The 16,196-nt window shown below is 67.8% G+C and carries 24 protein-coding genes; 13 read left to right on the plus strand and 11 right to left on the minus strand.

The window, feature by feature from the left end; translation table 11 throughout:
- Positions 1-231: 231 nt before the first annotated feature.
- Entirely contained in the window at positions 232-516 is a 285-nt protein-coding gene (locus QM619_RS00350) for a type II toxin-antitoxin system Phd/YefM family antitoxin (protein ID WP_415103145.1), read from the plus strand.
- Between the two features lie 20 nt (positions 517-536).
- A complete protein-coding gene (locus tag QM619_RS00355) occupies positions 537-785 on the plus strand; it encodes a type II toxin-antitoxin system RelE family toxin (RefSeq protein WP_415103146.1) in 249 nt (82 codons plus the stop codon).
- Here the strand turns inward: QM619_RS00355 and QM619_RS00360 are convergent.
- From QM619_RS00360 to QM619_RS00370, 3 genes are all read right to left on the minus strand, one after another.
- Positions 742-1,263, minus strand: coding sequence for a GNAT family N-acetyltransferase (locus tag QM619_RS00360; protein WP_415103148.1), 522 nt, complete (start codon positions 1,261-1,263; stop codon positions 742-744). The genes QM619_RS00355 and QM619_RS00360 overlap by 44 nt on opposite strands.
- A 231-nt stretch (positions 1,264-1,494) precedes the next feature.
- The gene (locus QM619_RS00365; protein ID WP_415103150.1) at positions 1,495-1,782 is read right to left on the minus strand and encodes a type II toxin-antitoxin system RelE family toxin; all 288 of its coding nucleotides are present in this window, start codon (positions 1,780-1,782) and stop codon (positions 1,495-1,497) included.
- Complete coding sequence (locus QM619_RS00370) at positions 1,779-2,063, minus strand: type II toxin-antitoxin system Phd/YefM family antitoxin (protein ID WP_415103152.1); 285 nt, start codon at positions 2,061-2,063, stop codon at positions 1,779-1,781. Before QM619_RS00370 ends, QM619_RS00365 begins: the two co-directional genes overlap by 4 nt.
- Positions 2,064-2,303: 240 nt before the next feature.
- Here QM619_RS00370 and thrS point away from each other — a divergent pair, with 240 nt between their 5' ends.
- Positions 2,304-3,548 carry a threonine--tRNA ligase gene (gene thrS / locus QM619_RS00375; RefSeq protein WP_415103154.1) on the plus strand — a complete coding sequence of 415 codons (1,245 nt, stop codon included), beginning with the start codon at positions 2,304-2,306 and terminating at the stop codon, positions 3,546-3,548.
- Between the two features lie 120 nt (positions 3,549-3,668).
- Here thrS and QM619_RS00380 read toward each other — a convergent pair whose 3' ends face one another.
- The 3 genes from QM619_RS00380 to QM619_RS00390 all read right to left on the minus strand — a co-directional run bounded on the left by QM619_RS00380 (position 3,669) and on the right by QM619_RS00390 (position 5,181).
- Positions 3,669-4,439 (minus strand): phosphotransferase, encoded by a 771-nt coding sequence (locus tag QM619_RS00380; RefSeq protein WP_415103156.1) that lies wholly within the window; start codon positions 4,437-4,439, stop codon positions 3,669-3,671.
- A 92-nt stretch (positions 4,440-4,531) separates the two neighbouring features.
- Positions 4,532-4,915, minus strand: coding sequence for a type II toxin-antitoxin system VapC family toxin (locus tag QM619_RS00385; protein ID WP_415103158.1), 384 nt, complete (start codon positions 4,913-4,915; stop codon positions 4,532-4,534).
- Complete coding sequence (locus QM619_RS00390; protein WP_415103160.1) at positions 4,912-5,181, minus strand: type II toxin-antitoxin system Phd/YefM family antitoxin; 270 nt, start codon at positions 5,179-5,181, stop codon at positions 4,912-4,914. Before QM619_RS00390 ends, QM619_RS00385 begins: the two co-directional genes overlap by 4 nt.
- Positions 5,182-5,295: 114 nt before the next feature.
- On the opposite strand from QM619_RS00390, the gene QM619_RS00395 reads away from it, so the two are divergent.
- The 4 genes from QM619_RS00395 to QM619_RS00410 all read left to right on the plus strand — a co-directional run bounded on the left by QM619_RS00395 (position 5,296) and on the right by QM619_RS00410 (position 7,502).
- Positions 5,296-5,616, plus strand: a complete 321-nt coding sequence (locus QM619_RS00395) for a hypothetical protein (protein ID WP_415103162.1) — start codon at positions 5,296-5,298, stop codon at positions 5,614-5,616.
- 64 nt (positions 5,617-5,680) lie between these two features.
- Positions 5,681-6,139, plus strand: coding sequence for a hypothetical protein (locus QM619_RS00400; RefSeq protein WP_415103164.1), 459 nt, complete (start codon positions 5,681-5,683; stop codon positions 6,137-6,139).
- Positions 6,118-6,777, plus strand: a complete 660-nt coding sequence (locus tag QM619_RS00405) for a M15 family metallopeptidase (protein WP_415103166.1) — start codon at positions 6,118-6,120, stop codon at positions 6,775-6,777. The genes QM619_RS00400 and QM619_RS00405 overlap by 22 nt, the downstream gene beginning before the upstream one ends.
- Positions 6,778-6,839: 62 nt before the next feature.
- The gene (locus QM619_RS00410; RefSeq protein ID WP_415103168.1) at positions 6,840-7,502 is read left to right on the plus strand and encodes a TMEM175 family protein; all 663 of its coding nucleotides are present in this window, start codon (positions 6,840-6,842) and stop codon (positions 7,500-7,502) included.
- Between the two features lie 90 nt (positions 7,503-7,592).
- Here the strand turns inward: QM619_RS00410 and QM619_RS00415 are convergent, their stop codons facing one another.
- From QM619_RS00415 to QM619_RS00425, 3 genes are read right to left on the minus strand one after another with little or no spacing between them, the layout of a single operon-like run.
- Positions 7,593-8,402, minus strand: a complete 810-nt coding sequence (locus QM619_RS00415) for an ABC transporter ATP-binding protein (RefSeq protein ID WP_415103170.1) — start codon at positions 8,400-8,402, stop codon at positions 7,593-7,595.
- Positions 8,402-9,472, minus strand: a complete 1,071-nt coding sequence (locus QM619_RS00420) for a FecCD family ABC transporter permease (protein WP_415103172.1) — start codon at positions 9,470-9,472, stop codon at positions 8,402-8,404. Before QM619_RS00420 ends, QM619_RS00415 begins: the two co-directional genes overlap by 1 nt.
- Positions 9,469-10,515: a FecCD family ABC transporter permease gene (locus QM619_RS00425; protein WP_415103174.1), complete on the minus strand. Its 1,047-nt coding sequence runs from the start codon at positions 10,513-10,515 to the stop codon at positions 9,469-9,471. The genes QM619_RS00420 and QM619_RS00425 overlap by 4 nt, the downstream gene beginning before the upstream one ends.
- A 114-nt stretch (positions 10,516-10,629) precedes the next feature.
- Between QM619_RS00425 and QM619_RS00430 the strand changes: the two genes are divergently transcribed.
- On the plus strand, positions 10,630-11,676 hold the full coding sequence (locus tag QM619_RS00430) for an ABC transporter substrate-binding protein (protein ID WP_415103176.1): 1,047 nt from the start codon (positions 10,630-10,632) through the stop codon (positions 11,674-11,676).
- Between the two features lie 62 nt (positions 11,677-11,738).
- Here QM619_RS00430 and QM619_RS00435 read toward each other — a convergent pair whose 3' ends face one another.
- Positions 11,739-11,993 (minus strand): GlsB/YeaQ/YmgE family stress response membrane protein, encoded by a 255-nt coding sequence (locus QM619_RS00435; RefSeq protein WP_415103178.1) that lies wholly within the window; start codon positions 11,991-11,993, stop codon positions 11,739-11,741.
- A 164-nt stretch (positions 11,994-12,157) separates the two neighbouring features.
- Between QM619_RS00435 and QM619_RS00440 the strand changes: the two genes are divergently transcribed.
- Genes QM619_RS00440 through QM619_RS00450 form a run of 3 tightly spaced genes read left to right on the plus strand, consistent with a single transcriptional unit; the run spans position 12,158 to position 13,427 of the window.
- Complete coding sequence (locus QM619_RS00440) at positions 12,158-12,805, plus strand: hypothetical protein (RefSeq protein WP_415103180.1); 648 nt, start codon at positions 12,158-12,160, stop codon at positions 12,803-12,805.
- Positions 12,802-13,224 carry a hypothetical protein gene (locus QM619_RS00445; protein WP_415103182.1) on the plus strand — a complete coding sequence of 141 codons (423 nt, stop codon included), beginning with the start codon at positions 12,802-12,804 and terminating at the stop codon, positions 13,222-13,224. The genes QM619_RS00440 and QM619_RS00445 overlap by 4 nt, the downstream gene beginning before the upstream one ends.
- Complete coding sequence (locus tag QM619_RS00450; protein WP_415103184.1) at positions 13,203-13,427, plus strand: hypothetical protein; 225 nt, start codon at positions 13,203-13,205, stop codon at positions 13,425-13,427. Before QM619_RS00445 ends, QM619_RS00450 begins: the two co-directional genes overlap by 22 nt.
- Here the strand turns inward: QM619_RS00450 and QM619_RS00455 are convergent.
- Positions 13,408-13,806, minus strand: coding sequence for a VOC family protein (locus QM619_RS00455; protein WP_415103186.1), 399 nt, complete (start codon positions 13,804-13,806; stop codon positions 13,408-13,410). The two genes, QM619_RS00450 and QM619_RS00455, sit on opposite strands and share 20 nt — an antisense overlap.
- Before the next feature lie 126 nt (positions 13,807-13,932).
- Between QM619_RS00455 and QM619_RS00460 the strand changes: the two genes are divergently transcribed.
- On the plus strand, positions 13,933-15,381 hold the full coding sequence (locus QM619_RS00460) for an MDR family MFS transporter (RefSeq protein ID WP_415103188.1): 1,449 nt from the start codon (positions 13,933-13,935) through the stop codon (positions 15,379-15,381).
- A 128-nt stretch (positions 15,382-15,509) separates the two neighbouring features.
- A partial coding sequence (ppk2, locus tag QM619_RS00465) for a polyphosphate kinase 2 (RefSeq protein ID WP_415103191.1) occupies positions 15,510-16,196 on the plus strand: 687 nt, incomplete at its 3' end.

The following is a 16,196-nucleotide window of genomic DNA, read 5'->3' on the forward strand; positions in this document are numbered from 1 at the left end:
ACACGAAACGAAGCCCGGAACGATCCAAGAATCACGCCATCCGACAGTTGGAAGCGCTCGGCTACAACGTCACCCTCAAACCCGCCGAAGCCGCCTGACCCCTCACACGGCTTCTCTTCGAGTCAGCGGCATCGGCCCGCTCGGGGCCGGATCGGTGAATTACGGCAAGACAGAAGTGATCGATGGGCGGCCACCTACCGTTTCTCGCACCTTCTGGTCATAATTATGACCATGACTGAGACTCTGCCGCTCGCCGAGACGAAGGCCCATCTCTCCGATCTCGTCGGTCGAGTCGGCCGGCACCACGATCGAGTCGTCGTGACGGTGCATGGCAGGCCGTCGGCGGTGCTGATCTCTCCGGACGACCTTGAGGCACTGGAGGAGACCATCGCCGTGTTGGCTGACACGGAGGCCGTCCGACAGCTCGCAGCCTCCGACGCCGAACTCGCCCGGGGGGAGGGAGAGTCCGAAGCAGATCTGGCGGCCGCGATGCAGGCACGCAGGGTAGCCGGATGACCTCTACACGGTACGACCTGGTGATCTCGCCCACTGCGCGCCGCCAGCTTGCTGAGGTCCTGCCGCAGTCGGTGGCGTTCGCCGCATACGACTTCATCGTCGGCCCGCTGCTCGACAATCCACAGCGTGTCGGGAAGCGGCTTCGTCCGCCGCTGGACGATCGACACAGTGCCAGACGTGGCACCTATCGGGTGATCTACCGGATTGACGAACAGAGTCGTCGCGTCACGGTGGTGGGCGTCGTTCATCGATCGGACGCGTATCGCTGACCGATCGGTCCGGCTGGCTTGGACGAGCGATGTAAGCGGTCTTCACATCGGACGAGAAACCGCACCGGCGGTAGAAGGCGTGGGTAGCCGGGTTCGTGGAGCCCGTCAGGAGCATCGCCTTGTAGCACCCCGCATCCCACGCCGCCTGGAGCGTCGCCGCCATGATCTGCTTCCCAAGTCCCGTGCCGCGCATAGTCTCATCGACAACGACGTTCTCGATAACCGCGTAAGGCGAAGCGCTCCGCGTGACGTTGGGGATGACGTTCAGGTAGGTCGTGGCCACCACAAGGTCACCCAGTTCCAGCACGAGCATGGTCAGGCCGGATGCGTCCAGGATTGCGTTGAATGTGTCGCGATCGCGGCCGTCATCAAGGATGGGATCGGCGGGATGTAGCTGCCGGTACAGACGCATCACTGCCCCGAAGTCTTCAGGCAGCGCCTCGCGGATCACAAGCTCAACATAGTCGTCGCTCGGCACCCGAGTAACGCGTCCGCGCCGAAGTTGATGCCACTAGAGCCGGCTCAGCCAAATATGTCCGATAAGCAACATTATGTCATAAGATGGATGATCCACGCTCTCTCCGGTCCACGCCTCCTGGCTCAACCTGCGTGAGGAGCGGATATTGCTGGCACACCGGCACCCCGAGCGCCGCTGGCAGCATCAACGCGGAGACGTCCTGCATGGGCGAGGGTGTCGCCAACACCCTTCTCATCGAGGGCGGTAGGCGTCGCCGCGGTGTGCGACGTGGATCACGAGGATAAGGAGCCGATCGTCGTGGATCTCGTAAATGATCCGGTACGGCCCTCGTCGAGCGCCCCACAGTCCTTCGAGTTCTCGTTGCAGTGGCTTGCCGACCCGCCGCGGCTGGCGCGCGAGGTCACCGTAGACGAACTCGATGATTGCCGGCACGCCGCGCGGCGGGACACTCCGCAGGTCGCGGCGTGCGGTACCTGCGAATTCGACTCGATACCCCTCCGCTCCCCCTGTGTCGCTCAACGGGCCGTCCGTTGTGGAACGCCGAACTCGGCACGGATCGCGGCCTCGCCCGATGTGGTGCCGGCCTCCAGTTCTTCTCGCGCCTTGACCACGTCGTCCAGGACGCCGGGTTGGGAGAGCCAGAAGAGGGTCTCTTGCAACGACTCCCACTCGTCGGCGCCGATGAGCACGGCCGCTGGCGAGCCGTTCTTGGTGATGGTGATCTGCTCGCGGGTCAGCGCCACAGCATCGACGAACTCGTTGAGCTTGTCCTTGACCTTCGAGATCGGAAGGGTCTGCATGCGTCCCATTGTAAGCCTGGATTAAAGCCGTAGCCAGGCTTGAATTCCAGCCCTGAAGAGCCGATGCCCTACACTGACCGCATGCACAACTGTCAGGTGACCACGACGCCGGAGCACTCCGGCGCCACCGTGCTGTCCTGACAGACAGAATCCATCGGCCCCGGAGCGATCCGGGGCCTTGTCGTTTCTTCACCAGGTTCCGGTTCGTACGCAGGGCCTGATCATGAAGGGAACGACACCATGAGCGATCGGATTGCCGACGCACTGGACCATCGCGACGTGAATCGCGATCTGGACGTCTTCGCCACCGACCCGCTGGCGGGATCCGGGCTGCCACTCTGGCTGCCCGCCGGCGCCGCAATTCGGGACGAGCTTCAGCGTCTCGCGAAAGACATCGCCCACGAGGACGGCTGTGTCGATGTCTACACCCCGGTCCTCGGCAAGCGAGCGCTGTTCGAACGTTCCGGCCACTGGGCGAAATTCTCCCCGGACATGTTTCCACCGATGAGACTCGGTGACGACGAGCTGGTCCTGCGGCCAGCGAACTGTCCGCATCACGCTCTGGTCTATTCGGCAGCCCAGCACTCCTATCGAGAACTTCCGATTCGGCTCAACGAGCTTGCTCCCATGTTTCGAGCCGAGCGTTCCGGCGTCATCTCCGGGCTGCAACGGGTGCGCCAGATCAACCTGGACGACACCCACGTGTTCTGCCGTCCGGACCAGATTGCCGACGAGGTGGCGCGCGCTCTGCGCGCAGCGTTACGTGCTCAGCGCATCTTGGGTCTGCCGATCGATTATGTGCGCTTGTCCCTGCGCGACGACAGCAGTTCCTGGCTCGGGTCAGACGAACAATGGCAGGCCAGTCAGCAGGCTTTGCGTGACGCCGCGCTCGGTGTGCTGGCGGTCGAGGAGATTCCGCTGGTCGAGGCTCTCGGCGAAGCCGCCTTCTATGGCCCGAAACTTGACCTGCAGGTGCACGGCGGCAGAGGCCACGAGGAGACCATCGCGACCGTCCAACTCGACTTCAACCAACCGGAACGGTTCGACCTGACCTTTCAGGCTGCGGACGGCTCGTCACAGCGCGTGGTGATGATCCACCGCGGCACCGTAGGAGCAATGGAGCGCGTGGTGGCCTCCCTCCTGGAGCGCTACCAGGGTCGGCTCCCGCTGTGGCTGGCGCCGGTGCAGATCGCCGTCCTGCCGGTGAGTGAGGCGCACGATGTCGCCGCGCGCGCCGCGATCGACGCCCTTCGGGCTCGCCGGCTTCGAGCCGAGCTCCAGCTCGACGGCAGCCTCGGTGCGCGGATCAGGGACGCACGCCGGCAGCGGGCGTCCCTGATCGCCGTCATCGGCGACCGGGAGGCGAGCGCAGGCCTGGTGCAGGTGACAGACGGCGCCGACAGAAACCGCCGCACCGTGCCTCTCGCCGAACTCGTCGAGAAGGCGGCTGCCGCTCACCGCCACCGGGAACCGGTCCGCTGGTAGCCGGGCTCGGAGCAGGTCAGAGTTCGTCGAGGCATTCCGCGCCGAGCGCGTAGTACGCCGGATTGTCGTCGCTCTGCTGGAGAGATCACCGTCATCGCGGCGGCCTAGGGAACCGCTTCCCTAGGCATGGGCGCGGTCCCAGGTCGCCTGATCATAGGCGCCATTCGTGGCGTCGCCGAATGCTGCACGTCCACACGTGTCGAATGCCAGCCAGGCAATGGCGAGGTCATATGCGGGGTCACCGTCGGTCACGTCGCCGAAGTCGATGATCGCCACCAGGCGTCCGTGGTCAGCGAGGATATTGCCAGGATGCAGGTCGCCGTGGATCCATATCGGACGCCCGCGCCACGGCTCGGCGGCAAGCCCTCTGCCCCACACCTCCTCGAGTCTGCGAACGACCGGTGCTGGCATGTCTGCCTTGGCCCGCACCAGACGCTCAGCGAGAGACGAATGACGCGCGGTCAGCGGCACGCCCAGATAGGGGTTTGCGGGAAACTCATTTGGTGCGGTGGCATGCAGCCTTCCCAGACACGTCGCCAGCGGCTCCGCCCAATCTGAGCGGACGGCGCGAGCGACCTTCAGCCCGGCATCCCCGGCAAACCACGGGACAACCGACCACGGCCAGGGAAAGTCCTGATCGGGAGAACCGGCGACCACCGGCACGGGAATCTGAACCGGCACCATCCATTCGGCGATCACGGGAAGGTGCCGCTGCTCGTTCTCGATGAGGGATGCGGCGGCACTTCCACCGAGGCAATCGCACCGCGTAATCGGAACCCAGCCGCCAGATCGAACAATCCCATCCGTCCTCGACATGGAAGAGCGGGAGAGTTCCGACATCTGCGATGTGCCCGGCCTGCGTGACGAGCAAACGGCGAATGACCTGCTCATCGATCGGGAACTCCGCCTTCGGCTTGTCGGGCATGCTCCCCCAATTCCTCCCCCGTGGGCATTGACCGGACGTCCCTCCCCAAGGCTCTCGATCAGGCCGGCGCCGCGATCGAGACGCCGGCGGCAGCGGCCGCAGCCGCCAACTCACGATCGTAGGTCAGCATCTCGTCGGCACCGAGCCGGAGTGCGGTCGCAAGGTGGATCGCGTCGTTGGAGCGCAATGGCGCATGCGTTCCCGCGGCGATCAGGTCGCCGCGGGACACGTCGACCAGTGTCACCAGCGCCAGCACGGCGTTCACGGCGGCGGGGCTGATCTGGCCCGGTCTTCTCCCCGCCGCGCAATGAAGTTCGGTGTGAAGCAGCATCGACGACACCAGTGTGCGCGGCGACGACATGAGTTCTGATCGGAGCGCCGCCGACTCGGGCTCGGTGACCAGCAGCTTGATGGCGGCCGACGTATCCAGATACGTGGTCACCACCGACCGCGACTGTCATCGAGAAGCTCGCGCGTGCCGATCGGCAAGGTGACGGACGGAATCAGGTCCAGTGTGCCAATATCGGACGTTGCCGGCCTGGCCTCCCCTCGCCGAATGAGTTCGTCCAAGACATCGCCCACGGGCGGTGGCGCGATGACGGCCATCGGGCGTCCGTTGTTGGTGACGGTGAAGCTCTCGCCGGCGTCCACCCGGCGCAGGATCTCGCCACTTCGGTTGCGCATCTCCCGATGAGTGATCGTCTCCATGTAGCACACTGTAGCGCGCACGTCGGCATGAGCAGGTTCGGCACGGGATAGCGGAGCTGGTCTGCAAAAACGGGTGCGTGACTCACCACGGCCCATTGGCGGCAGAATGAGGCCGTGACTCGAATCGACCTGCATGACGCCCGCGGGGCTGAGCAATATCGCGAGGATGTCCTGCGGGTGTGGACGGACGCCTTCGGCGCCGTGGACTGCGCTCACGATTGGCGGACGACCGTATGGGACCGGCACCGGAGCCGGGCCGGCTATCGGCTCGCTACCGCGCACGACGCCGAACGTCTGGTCGGTTTCGCTTGGGGATTGGGCACCGTGGACGATCCGTCGAGCCCGGCCGTGAGGCTCTACCTCGGCTGCGGCTGGCGCAAACTGGGCAAGCAATCAGTCACCGATCAGGTGATGGGCAAAGTCCTGGATGGCTGAACCCGCTCACCCCGGCCATCGGGCATCCGGTCGAACGGCCGGCGGGTCGCGCAAGGATGTCAGGGTGCAACTCCCCCACGGATCCTCCGAGCCTGTCATCGACCACTGGGAGCCGGTGGACGCCTCCACCCTGCTGGCCGATCTCGGCCTGCTCGACGCCGAGCGTCCGATGGTGCTCGCGGTCAATGGACGCAGTGGCGCCAGCAAGTCCACCCTCACTCGCCAGTTGGCCGGCGCGGTGCCGAACGCTTCCGTGGTCGCCACCGATGACATCGCCTGGAACCACTCGCTGTTCGACTGGGCGTCGGAGCTGGCCGACAACGTGATCGCACCGGTGCGTCGCGGCGAGGCCGTCCGGTACCGCCCGCCCGGCTGGATCAGCCACGACCGGCCGGGTGCGGTGACCGTCCCGGCGGCCCGCTCGCTGCTGATCGTCGAGGGCGTGGGCAGTTCGCAGCGCGCGCTGGGGATGGGCGGCCGGACCCGTGCCAGACTTGCCCGGTGCATTCCGGCATCGTGCTGATCAGCGATCCGCGGGTCGTCGCGATCGACGTCCGCGAATCCGCTGAGCCGATGGTGGACCTGACCTCGATCCCGAGGCTGCGGATCGACCCTCGCAAGGCGGACGCCTCCGGCGGCTGGCACCACGCACGGGCCGGTCTCGCCGAGCGTCTCGGCGCGGCGGCCGCCGCGCTGCCGTCCGGAATCGACCTGCTCATCGTCGAGGCGTTCCGCAGCCCGGACGCCCAACGCCGCTACTGGAACGGCTACCGCGCCGATCTGCTCGGCCACTACCCCGGCCTGTCCGAACGGCGGCTGTACCAGTTGGCCAGCCGTTGGGTGGCGCCGCCGGAGGTCGCGCCGCACTGCACCGGCGGCGCGGTCGATCTCACCTTGTGTGACGAGGACGGCGTCGAACTCGACCTGGGCTCCGAACTGGACGCCACACCGGAAGAGAGCTCGGGAGCCTGCTTCACCGCCGCGGCGGTGCCGCGCGAGGCGTCCGCCCATCGCTCGGTGCTGGTCCAAGCGCTCACCGCCGCCGGCCTGGTCAACTACCCCACGGAGTGGTGGCACTGGTCCTACGGCGAACGCTACTGGGCCTTCACTACGGGTGTTGAGCATGCCCGCTACGGCCCGGCGGAACTTCCCCGCCGCTGACCGGCGGCGCCGGTGAGTGGCCGTGGGTTTCGAAGCGCGCTGGGGCGAGGCAGGATGCCGGTATGGACGCCGCAGAGCGACCGGGCGCGGACGGTCCCGCACCCGAGCAGCAGCCAACCGCGCGATTGGCCTCCGCCGAACGGCTGAAGGCCTTCACCGACGCGGTGGTGGCAATCGCGATGACCCTGCTGATCCTGCCGTTGATGGAGAGCGTCAGCGAGGTGGCCAAAGAGGGCGGCAATGCCGGCGACTGGGTGGCCGACAACGGCGACCAGCTGTTCAGCTTCGCGCTGAGCTTCGTGCTGATCGCCGCATTCTGGCTGAGCCACCATCGGCTCTTCGATCGCGTTCATCGGGTCGATGGACGGCTGTTGGTGCTCACCGTGGTGTGGATGTTCACCATCGTGTGGCTGCCGGTGGCCACCGCGATCGTGGGACAGATGCACAACGACCCGGTGCAGAAGACGCTGTACATCGGTTCGCTCTTCGCCACCAGCGTGGTGATGACCGGCCTCGGCTGGTATGCGCTGCGGCACCCCGAACTGCACGACATGCCCCGCCACAGCCTGCGCAGCGGCATTCTGGCCGACGCCATCGCCTCGGTGCTGTTCGCTCTGGCGTACCTGTCGACGATCGCGATGCCGGCCCTCAGCTACTACCCGATGATCCTGCTCGCCGTCACCGGCCCGTTGCACAGCTGGTTGCGGCGATATCTGCCCGGCTGATCGGGACCATTCCTCCGGGTTCGTCGCCACCGTGAGGCGATCGAGACCCTTCCGCGGGCGCGATGGAAGGCCTAATCGGGCCTAATCGGGTCAGCCGCCCCGACTGCGGCGGGAGCGGTCGGCCGGGACCACCATCGGCGTCCCGGTCACCGGATCCGGAATGATCGTGCAGGCCAGCCCGAACACCTCTGCCACCAGCTCCGGGGTAACCACGGTCGTGGGCGGCCCGGACGCCACCACACGTCCGTCGACCATGGCGATCAGGTGATCGGCGTAGCGGCAGGCGTGATTCAGGTCGTGCAGCACCGCCACGACCGTGTAGCCGTCGTGCACCAGCTCGGCGCACAGGTCGAGCACGTCCAGTTGATGGCTGATGTCGAGGAAGGTGGTCGGCTCGTCGAGCAGCACCAACTCGGTCTGCTGGGCGAGCACCATCGCCAGCCAGGCGCGCTGCCGCTGCCCCCCGGACAACTCGTCCACCGGACGATCAGCCAGCTCGGTCACGCCGGCAGCCTCCATCGCCTGTTCGACCGCGAGCTGGTCGGCGTCCGACCATTGCCGCAACAGGCTCTGGTGCGGGAAGCGGCCACGGCCGACCAGGTCCAGCACGGTGATGGTCTCGGGCGCGGTCGCCGACTGCGGCAGCATGCCGAGGATGCGAGCCACCTGCTTGGCAGGCATGGTGTGGACGGCCCGGCCGTCCAGCAGCACCCGGCCGCCGTGCGGTCGAAGGATGCGCGACAAGCCGCGCAGCAGAGTCGACTTTCCGCAAGCGTTCGGTCCGACGATGACGCTGAACCGGCCGTCCGGCACGGACAGGTCCAGCCCTGCGAGCACGACGCGATCGTCGTAGCGCAACTCCAGTCCCTCGGCGACCAGCCGGGACGTCTCTGCCTCCATCACATCCTCCTTCGCCACTCCCGTGACAACAGCCAGGCCAGGTACACACCGCCGATGCCGCCGGTCACCACGCCGACCGGCAGGTCGGTGTCACCGAACGCGCGCGAGCCGATCAGATCGGACGCGGTCAGCAGCGCCGCCCCCATCGCCGCGGACGCCAGCACGCTCGGCGCCCGCCGCAGGCCGACCAGGCGTCCGGCCAGTTGCGGCGCGGCCAGCGCCACGAACGAGATCGGTCCGGCGGCCAGCACGGCCACCGCGGACAGACCCACCGACACCGCCAGGGTGCCGCCGGTGACCAGCGGCAGCCGGACCCCGAGGGCGGACGCCACCTCGGGTCCGAGCAGGACTAGCCGTAACTGCCGACCCAGCGCACCGGCAGCCGGCAGCAGCACCAGCAGGCCCAGTCCGGCCACCGCCACGTCGTACCAGTCGCTGCTGTTGAGGCTGCCGACCAGCCATCGGGTCGCGTTCATCGACTCGCGCACCGTGCTGCGGGTCAGCAGGTAGGCCGACACCGAATCCAGCAGGGCGCCCAGACCGATGCCGATCAGGATGATCCGGTAGCCGGCGTCACGGGCGCCGGAGGACAGCAGAAGGACCAGCAGGGCGGCGATCCCGCCGCCGAGCAGCGCGAAGCCGGCGGCCTGCTGCCGCTCCCCCACCCCGATCACCAGGAACGCGACCAGGGCCCCGGCCGCGGCCCCGGAGTCGAAACCGACGACGTCCGGGCTGCCCAACGGATTCCGGGTCAGGGCTTGCAGTAATGCCCCGGCGGCACCCAGCCCGGCACCGACCAGCAGCGCGACGCAGGCTCGCGGCAGGCCGATGTCCAGCACCACGAAGTCGAATTCGTCGGTGCGACGCAGCACGGTGTCGACCACCTCGGCCGGCGACACCGGCAGCGGTCCGCTGCCGAGGGTGGCGAAGACGATCCCGACTGCGCAGACCAGCAGGGCCACGGTGACCAGCGCGCCGCGTCCGGACGCCAGAACCCGCCAGCGCCCGAGCCGCAGCAGGCTCGGCTCGGGCAGCCGGCCCGCGCGGTCGAGACCGGTGGTGGCGCTCACAGCCGGCCCACCCGTCGGGCTCGGACCAGCCAGATCAGCACCGGCGCGCCGACGATCGCCGTCACGATGCCGACCCCGACCTCCTGCGGCCAGGCGATCACCCGTCCGGCGACGTCGGCCGCCACCAGCAGCAGCGCGCCCAGCAGCGCGGACGCCGGCAGCATCGTCCGATGGTCGACACCCACCGTGAGCCGGGCCAGATGGGGAACGGCCAAGCCGACGAACGCGATCGGGCCCACCGCGGCGGTCGCCGAACCGCACAAGGCGACGATCACCAGGGCGCTGCCGACACGGGTGCCGAACACGTTCGCGCCGAGCGCTCGTCCGGCCTCATCTCCCAACGACAGGGCGTTGAGCGGCCGGGCCAGCAGCACCATGCCGATCAGGCCGGCGACCAGGAACCACACCACCGGCGCGACCTCGTCCAGCGCCCGTCCGGTGAGCGCGCCGATGTCCCAGTACCGAAAGCTGTAGTAGGCGGTCGGATCGGTCAGCATGGTGGCCACAACGTACGACTGCAGGACGGCCTGCACCGCGGTGCCGGCGAGCAGCAACCGCACCGGATTGCTGGCGCTGCGGCGTCCGGTACCGAGCAGGTAGACCAGCACGGCTGCGCACCCGGCCCCGATCAGGGCGAACCAGACGTAGCCGCCGGGATGGGTGATCTTGAAGACGCTGATCGCGGTGACCACCGCGGCGGCCGCACCACCGTTCACCCCCAACAGCTGCGGGTCGGCCAGCGGGTTGCGGGTGATCGACTGCATCACCGCGCCGGCGGCTCCCAGCGCGGCACCGATCAGCAGGCCGAGCACGGTGCGCGGCAGCCGTCCGCCGCGGACCACGTCGATCGCCTCCTGCTCGTTGCCCGTCAGTCCTGCCCAGACCTGGGCCGGACTGAGCGGATTGGCGCCGACCGCCAGGCTGGCCAGGCAGGCGAGGACCAGCGCGGTGAGGGCGAGCGCCACGGTCGTTCTCGACAGCGTGGTGCCGCGGACGCGTCCCGACGCCGTAACGGCAGCAGGAGACCTGGTCGGCGCGGGCACGCGCCTACAGTACGAGAAAGTTTGGATTGCCTTACCTAAGTCCGACTAGTGTGTCGGACTAGTGTGTCCGGCGTCGCCGGACGCCGGACCGGTCGGACGACGAAGGGTGGAGCAATGGGTGACGACGGATCGATCTGGGACCGCGGGCTGAGCCGCCGCACGCTCGGTATGGCGGCGCTCGGCGTCGCCGGAGCGGGCCTCGCCGGCTGCGCCTCCGGAGCGCCGGCGGCGACCTCCGCGTCGCCGACGGCGAGCCCGAGCGCGACGACCGCCGACTTCCCGACCACGATCAAGCACGCCTTCGGTGAGACGGTGGTGCCGGCCCAGCCGACGAAGGTCGTCTCGGTGGGTGTCACTGAGCACGACTTCCTGCTGGCCCTGGGCGTCGTCCCGATCGGCGTGACCGACTGGTACGGCGACCAGCCCTACGCCACTTGGCCGTGGGCACGGGCAGCGCTCGGCTCTGCACAGCCGAAGGTGCTGAAGAACTACGACGGGTTCCAGTTCCTCGAGATCGCCAAGCTCAAACCCGACCTGCTCGTCGGCCCGAACGCCGGCATGGAACAGGCCGACTACACCAAACTGTCGAAGATCGCGCCGACCATCGCTCATGCCCGGGCCGACGCCATGTGGTTCTCGCCGTGGCACGAGATGCTGGCGATGATCGCCCAGGCCGTCGGGAAGGTCACCGAAGGCGAACAGCTCACAGCTGCGGTACGGAAGAAATTCGTCGACGCAGCCGCGGCCAATCCGAGCTTCGCCGGCAAGAAGGCGATCTTCCTGCAGAACGCCGTCTACGACGGCAGCCTGATCGCCTACCAGAAGGGGTTGAGCACCGAGTTTCTCACCGATCTCGGCTTCGAGATCCCGTCCGAGATCGACCCCTATATCAAGGAGGGCGAGCAGACCTACATTCCGGTGGAGAAGATCAGTGTGCTCAATGCCGCCGACGTGCTGGTCTGGGGCACCGAGAAGGACACTGACCGGGCCGCTCTGGAGAAGGTGCCCGGCTTCACGTCCCTGGCTGCGGTGAAGACGGGGCGCTCGGTCTACACCGGCGGCGAACTGGCCGGCGCGATCTACTTCTCCTCGCCGCTGAGCCTGCCGTACGTGGTGGACACGCTGGTGCCGATGCTGGCCGACGCGCTCAAGGCCGGCTGAGCCGCTCCCCCAGGCACAGCAGAAGGCCGGCAACCACGAGGTTGCCGGCCTTCGCGCGTGGATCAGCGGCGGCGTCCGGTGACCAACCCGACCAGCCACAGCAGCACCACCGAGCCGCCGATCGCGGTCAGCATGCTGGCGATGAAGCCGCCGCCGCCCTGCACGCCGAAGAGTCCGAGAATCCAGCCGCCCAGCATGCCGCCGACGATGCCTACGACGATGTTCAGGACGATGCCCATCTGGGCGTCGGTCTTCATGATCTTGCTGGCGATCCACCCGGCGATCCCGCCGAGGATGATCCACCCGATGAAACCCATGGTGTCGCTCCTTGTCTTGGGGCAGTTGTGCCTCTTCCACTGTAGGCGCGGGTTTTCTGGAGCGGTCTCGACGACGGGCTCCGATCGGGCGAGTCGACCCTTTTGGGTAGAGGACCGGACGCCTGGACATGACAAGATTGAGGTTGCACACTGAAACTATGCAGATGAAGGGTGATCGCTTAACGACGTGGGCGGTGCTCACCGCAGATCAGCGCAACAGCCGGCGGTCGGCCGACCGGGTGCCGGGCGCCTTGGCGGCGCTCGCGGTCGCCGTGGGTGACCGGCTGGCGCTGCCGTTCGAGCGCACCATCGGCGACGAGCTGCAAGCCCTCACCGCCGATCCGGCAGCTGTGGTCGATGTGGTGCTCACCCTCAGCCGGCTCTCCGACTGGCACATCGGGATCGGTCTCGGCGCCGTCGATCTGCCGTTGCCCGCGTCCACTCGCGAAGCCCGCGGCCCGGCCTACCTGGCGGCCCGGACGGCGGTGGAGGAGGCCCGGAACGCGCCCGCCAACCTGCGGCTGATCGCGTCCGAAACTGTCAGTGCCGATCCCTACCGTGACATTGTCGCGCAGCGTGCCGAGGCGGCTCTGGTGATGCTGCGGGCGCTGGTCAGCCGTCGGACACGAGAGGGGTGGGAGGTCATGGACGTCCTGGACGACGCCGGCAGCGGGAAGACCGCGGCCGGCCGGCTCGGGATCAGCCCGTCGGCGGTATCGCAGCGGGCCGCGCGCGCGGCGCGGGCCGAGTCGCGGATGGGGGCCGGCCTGGCCGCGTCGCTGCTCGCCGAGGCGATGGGGGTGACCCGGTGACGATAGGGCTCGGGGTGGCGAAGGCGGCGATCGTCGTGGCCCTCGCGGCACTGGCGGTGCTTGCCGGCGGCCGGGTGGTGACCGCCGTGTTCCGGCTGGCCGAGCGGTCGCGCGCCACCGAGCTCGGTGGCGACGAGGCGGCCCAGCAGCCGGTCCCAGCGTTGACCCAGGCGGCCACCGCCCTGCGCGGCGGCCAATGGATCGGCATGTTGGAGCGATTGGCGGTGTTCGCCGCGCTGGTCGCCGGGTTTCCCGAGGGCATGGCGGTCGCGATGGTGCTCAAAGGCTTCGCCCGCTACCCCGAACTGAAGGCGAGCAGCACCGGGGCGGCCGAACGGTTCATCATCGGCACCTTCGTGAGCGTGCTGTTCGCCTGTGCGTGCGCGGGGCTGGCGATATGGCTGATCAGTCTCTTCTGACCCGGTGGCCGCTGCCCCAGCTGACTGCTCCGGCCGAGGCGGTGCTGGCCGCCTGGGCCGAACTGCGCCGGCGGCGGCTGTCCGAACGCCTCGGCGGCCCGATCTGTCACACCGCGGCGGGCGTCCGCGGTGAGGAACGAGCGCGGGCGAAGCTGCGTGCCGAACTCGACCGGCTCTGCAGCGTCAGGCCTGGTCGATCCTGATTACGTTCCCGGAGGGGTCGCGGACGGCGCAGTCGCGGACGCCCCAGAACTGGTCGGTGGGCTTTTCGAGCACCTCGACGCCGGCGTCCACCAGCGTGGCGAACAGGGCGTCCAGGTCGTCACTGCGGAAGTGCGCGGCGCTCAGCGCACCCTTGGTGAGCAGGGCATGCAATGCGTCGGCATCCGCCGGGGCATCGGCGAGGTAGTTGCTGAGCACGAGGGCGAAGCCGGGCTGTCCGGGTGCCGCGACCGTGATCCACCGGAAGTCGTTCTGGGCGACGTCGTTCAGCACCTCCAGGCCAAGGAGGTCACGGTAGAAGCTGAGCGCGGCGTCGACGTCGTCCATCGCGACGAAGCACCGGGAAACTGCAATGGTCATGGCGGCAGGCTAGTCAGCGGCCGATGGGTGACGCTTCTCCGATCCTGACCGATCCCCTGCCGGAGCTGATTTGGTCAGCGGCGTGGCCGCCGCATAAGGTGGCTCGGCTGTGGACGGGGGCGAAGGATGAATGAGACGGAGCACGTGCACCAGGAGCATTGGCTGAGTTCTCGGGACCGTTCGGTGATCACGATCCTGCTGATCGCCGCGTTCGTGGTGATCCTCAACGAGACCGCGCTGAATGTGGCGCTGAAGTCGGTGATGGACGACCTGCGGGTCGACGAGCGGACGGTGCAGTGGCTGACCACCGCGTTCATGCTGACGATGGCCGTGGTGATTCCGATCACCGGCTGGCTGCTGGAGCGCATCACCACGCGGTTCGCGTTCATCCTGGCGATGAGCCTGTTCACCGCCGGCACGTTGCTCTGTGCCGTCGCGCCGGCGTTCCCGCTGGTGCTTGCCGGACGGATCGTGCAGGCGAGCGGGACGGCGATCATGATGCCGCTGCTGATGACCACGATCATGCAGCTCGTTCCGCCCGCCCATCGCGGCGCGATGATGGGCACCATCTCGATGGTGATCTCGGTTGCGCCGGCCCTGGGACCCACCCTGGCCGGGTTCGTCCTGCAGTTCACCAGCTGGCGCGGCGTGTTCGGTCTGATGGTGCCGATCGGGCTGCTGATGCTGGTGATCGGCAGCCTGCGCATCGTCAACGTGAACGAGCCGATGGAGACCCCGCTGGACGGGTTGTCGGTCCCGCTCACCATGCTCGGCTTCGGCGGCTTGGTCTACGGGCTCAGCCTGATCGGGGACGCCTCGGCTCCCGTCGCCGAGCTGGTCGGCGTCTTCGTGGTCGGTCTCGGCGCCCTGATCGCGTTCGTCTGGCGGCAGCTGCTGCTGGCGCACAGTGAGCGTGCCCTGCTCGACCTGCGGGCCTTTCGGCACGGCGCCTTCACGATCAGCGTCGTGGTGATGGCGCTGGCGATGATGGCGCTGTTCGGCACGGTGATCATGCTGCCGCTGCTGCTGCAGCAGGCACTGCACCTACCCGCGTTGACCGTCGGGCTGATGCTGCTGCCGGGCGGGGTGCTGATGGGCGTGCTCGGGCCTATCGTCGGACGCCTCTACGACAAGGCCGGGGCGCGTCCGCTGATGCTGCCGGCGTCGGTGGTGGTGGCCGTGGTGTTCTGGCTGCTGTCGACCATTCAGCCGGACACGCCGTGGTGGTTCGTGGTCGCCTGCCATATGGCGATGAGCGCCTCGTTCGCCTTCATGTTCACGCCGCTGTTCACCATAGCCCTCGGCTCGTTGCCCAAGAAGCTGTACACCCACGGCTCGGCGATAGTAGGAACCGTGCAGCAGCTGGCCGGCGCGCTCGGCACGGCTGTCTTCGTCACCGTCTTCGCCTCGCAGTCCCAGGCTCAGCTGGCGGCTGGCGTCAGCGCGGAGGTCAGCCTGCTCGACGGCTCGCATCTGGCCTTCCTGGGGGCCGGTGCGGTGTGGGTGCTGGCGATCGTTGCCACCGGCTTCCTGCGCACCCCGGAGCCGAGCGATGAGCTGCCGCACGCACACTGACACCTCGCCGAACGGCGTCCGTCCACGGAACTCACGGCACCCGTTCAGGGACGGGAGGTCCGCGGAACTCTGAACTCAATTTGGTGGAGTGCTGGTGGGGAAGGGTACCGATACGGCACGATACGCCCATGGCGAAACTCCCAAAGCTTGACAAGGAACTCTACGAGGCCGAACTGCTGCGTCTGCAGGCCGAACTGGTGGAGATGCAGGAATGGTTGCGTGCCGAGGGTCAGCGGTTGGTAGTGGTCTTCGAAGGTCGCGATGCTGCCGGCAAGGGTGGCGCGATCAAGCGGATCACCGAGTACCTCAGCCCCCGCGTCGCCCAGATCGTTGCGCTGCCGGCACCGACCGAACGACAGCAGTCCGAGTGGTACTTCCAGCGCTACATCCAGCATCTGCCGTCGGCCGGTCAGATCAAGCTGTTCGACCGGTCCTGGTACAACCGGGCCGGTGTCGAGCGGGTGATGGGGTACTGCACGACTGAGCAGCACCGCCGCTTCCTGCGGCAGTGCCCGATCTTCGAGCGGATGCTGATGGAGGACGGCATCATCCTTCGCAAGTACTGGTTCTCTGTGTCGGACAAGATGCAGGAGAAGCGGTTCAAGTCCCGGCTCACCGATCCCATGCGGCGCTGGAAGCTGTCGCCGACCGATCTCGAGTCGCTGACCCGATGGGAGGACTATTCCCGCGCCAAGGACGAGATGTTCGTGCACACCGACATTCCCGAAGCGCGCTGGAATGTGGTCGAGTCCGAGGACAAGAAGCGGGCCCGGATCAACATGATCTCGCACCTGTTGTCGTCGATCCCCTACCAG

Source organism: Micropruina sp., from assembly GCF_047606665.1.
Taxonomy (GTDB): Bacteria; Actinomycetota; Actinomycetes; order Propionibacteriales; family Propionibacteriaceae; genus Micropruina.

What these genes read in the sequence shown, in the direction of transcription:
- QM619_RS00350 (WP_415103145.1), top strand. Translation starts at nt 232, where the DNA reads ATGACTGAGACTCTGCCGCTCGCCGAGACGAAGGCCCATCTCTCCGAT.
- QM619_RS00460 (WP_415103188.1), top strand. Translation starts at nt 13,933, where the DNA reads ATGAATGAGACGGAGCACGTGCACCAGGAGCATTGGCTGAGTTCTCGG.
- QM619_RS00435 (WP_415103178.1), bottom strand. Translation starts at nt 11,993, where the DNA reads ATGGGTTTCATCGGGTGGATCATCCTCGGCGGGATCGCCGGGTGGATC.
- QM619_RS00455 (WP_415103186.1), bottom strand. Translation starts at nt 13,806, where the DNA reads ATGACCATTGCAGTTTCCCGGTGCTTCGTCGCGATGGACGACGTCGAC.
- QM619_RS00440 (WP_415103180.1), top strand. Translation starts at nt 12,158, where the DNA reads ATGAAGGGTGATCGCTTAACGACGTGGGCGGTGCTCACCGCAGATCAG.
- QM619_RS00410 (WP_415103168.1), top strand. Translation starts at nt 6,840, where the DNA reads ATGGACGCCGCAGAGCGACCGGGCGCGGACGGTCCCGCACCCGAGCAG.
- QM619_RS00380 (WP_415103156.1), bottom strand. Translation starts at nt 4,439, where the DNA reads ATGAGCAGGTCATTCGCCGTTTGCTCGTCACGCAGGCCGGGCACATCG.
- QM619_RS00415 (WP_415103170.1), bottom strand. Translation starts at nt 8,402, where the DNA reads ATGGAGGCAGAGACGTCCCGGCTGGTCGCCGAGGGACTGGAGTTGCGC.
- QM619_RS00450 (WP_415103184.1), top strand. Translation starts at nt 13,203, where the DNA reads ATGGCTGATCAGTCTCTTCTGACCCGGTGGCCGCTGCCCCAGCTGACT.
- QM619_RS00430 (WP_415103176.1), top strand. Translation starts at nt 10,630, where the DNA reads ATGGGTGACGACGGATCGATCTGGGACCGCGGGCTGAGCCGCCGCACG.
- QM619_RS00390 (WP_415103160.1), bottom strand. Translation starts at nt 5,181, where the DNA reads ATGGAGACGATCACTCATCGGGAGATGCGCAACCGAAGTGGCGAGATC.
- QM619_RS00370 (WP_415103152.1), bottom strand. Translation starts at nt 2,063, where the DNA reads ATGCAGACCCTTCCGATCTCGAAGGTCAAGGACAAGCTCAACGAGTTC.
- thrS (WP_415103154.1), top strand. Translation starts at nt 2,304, where the DNA reads ATGAGCGATCGGATTGCCGACGCACTGGACCATCGCGACGTGAATCGC.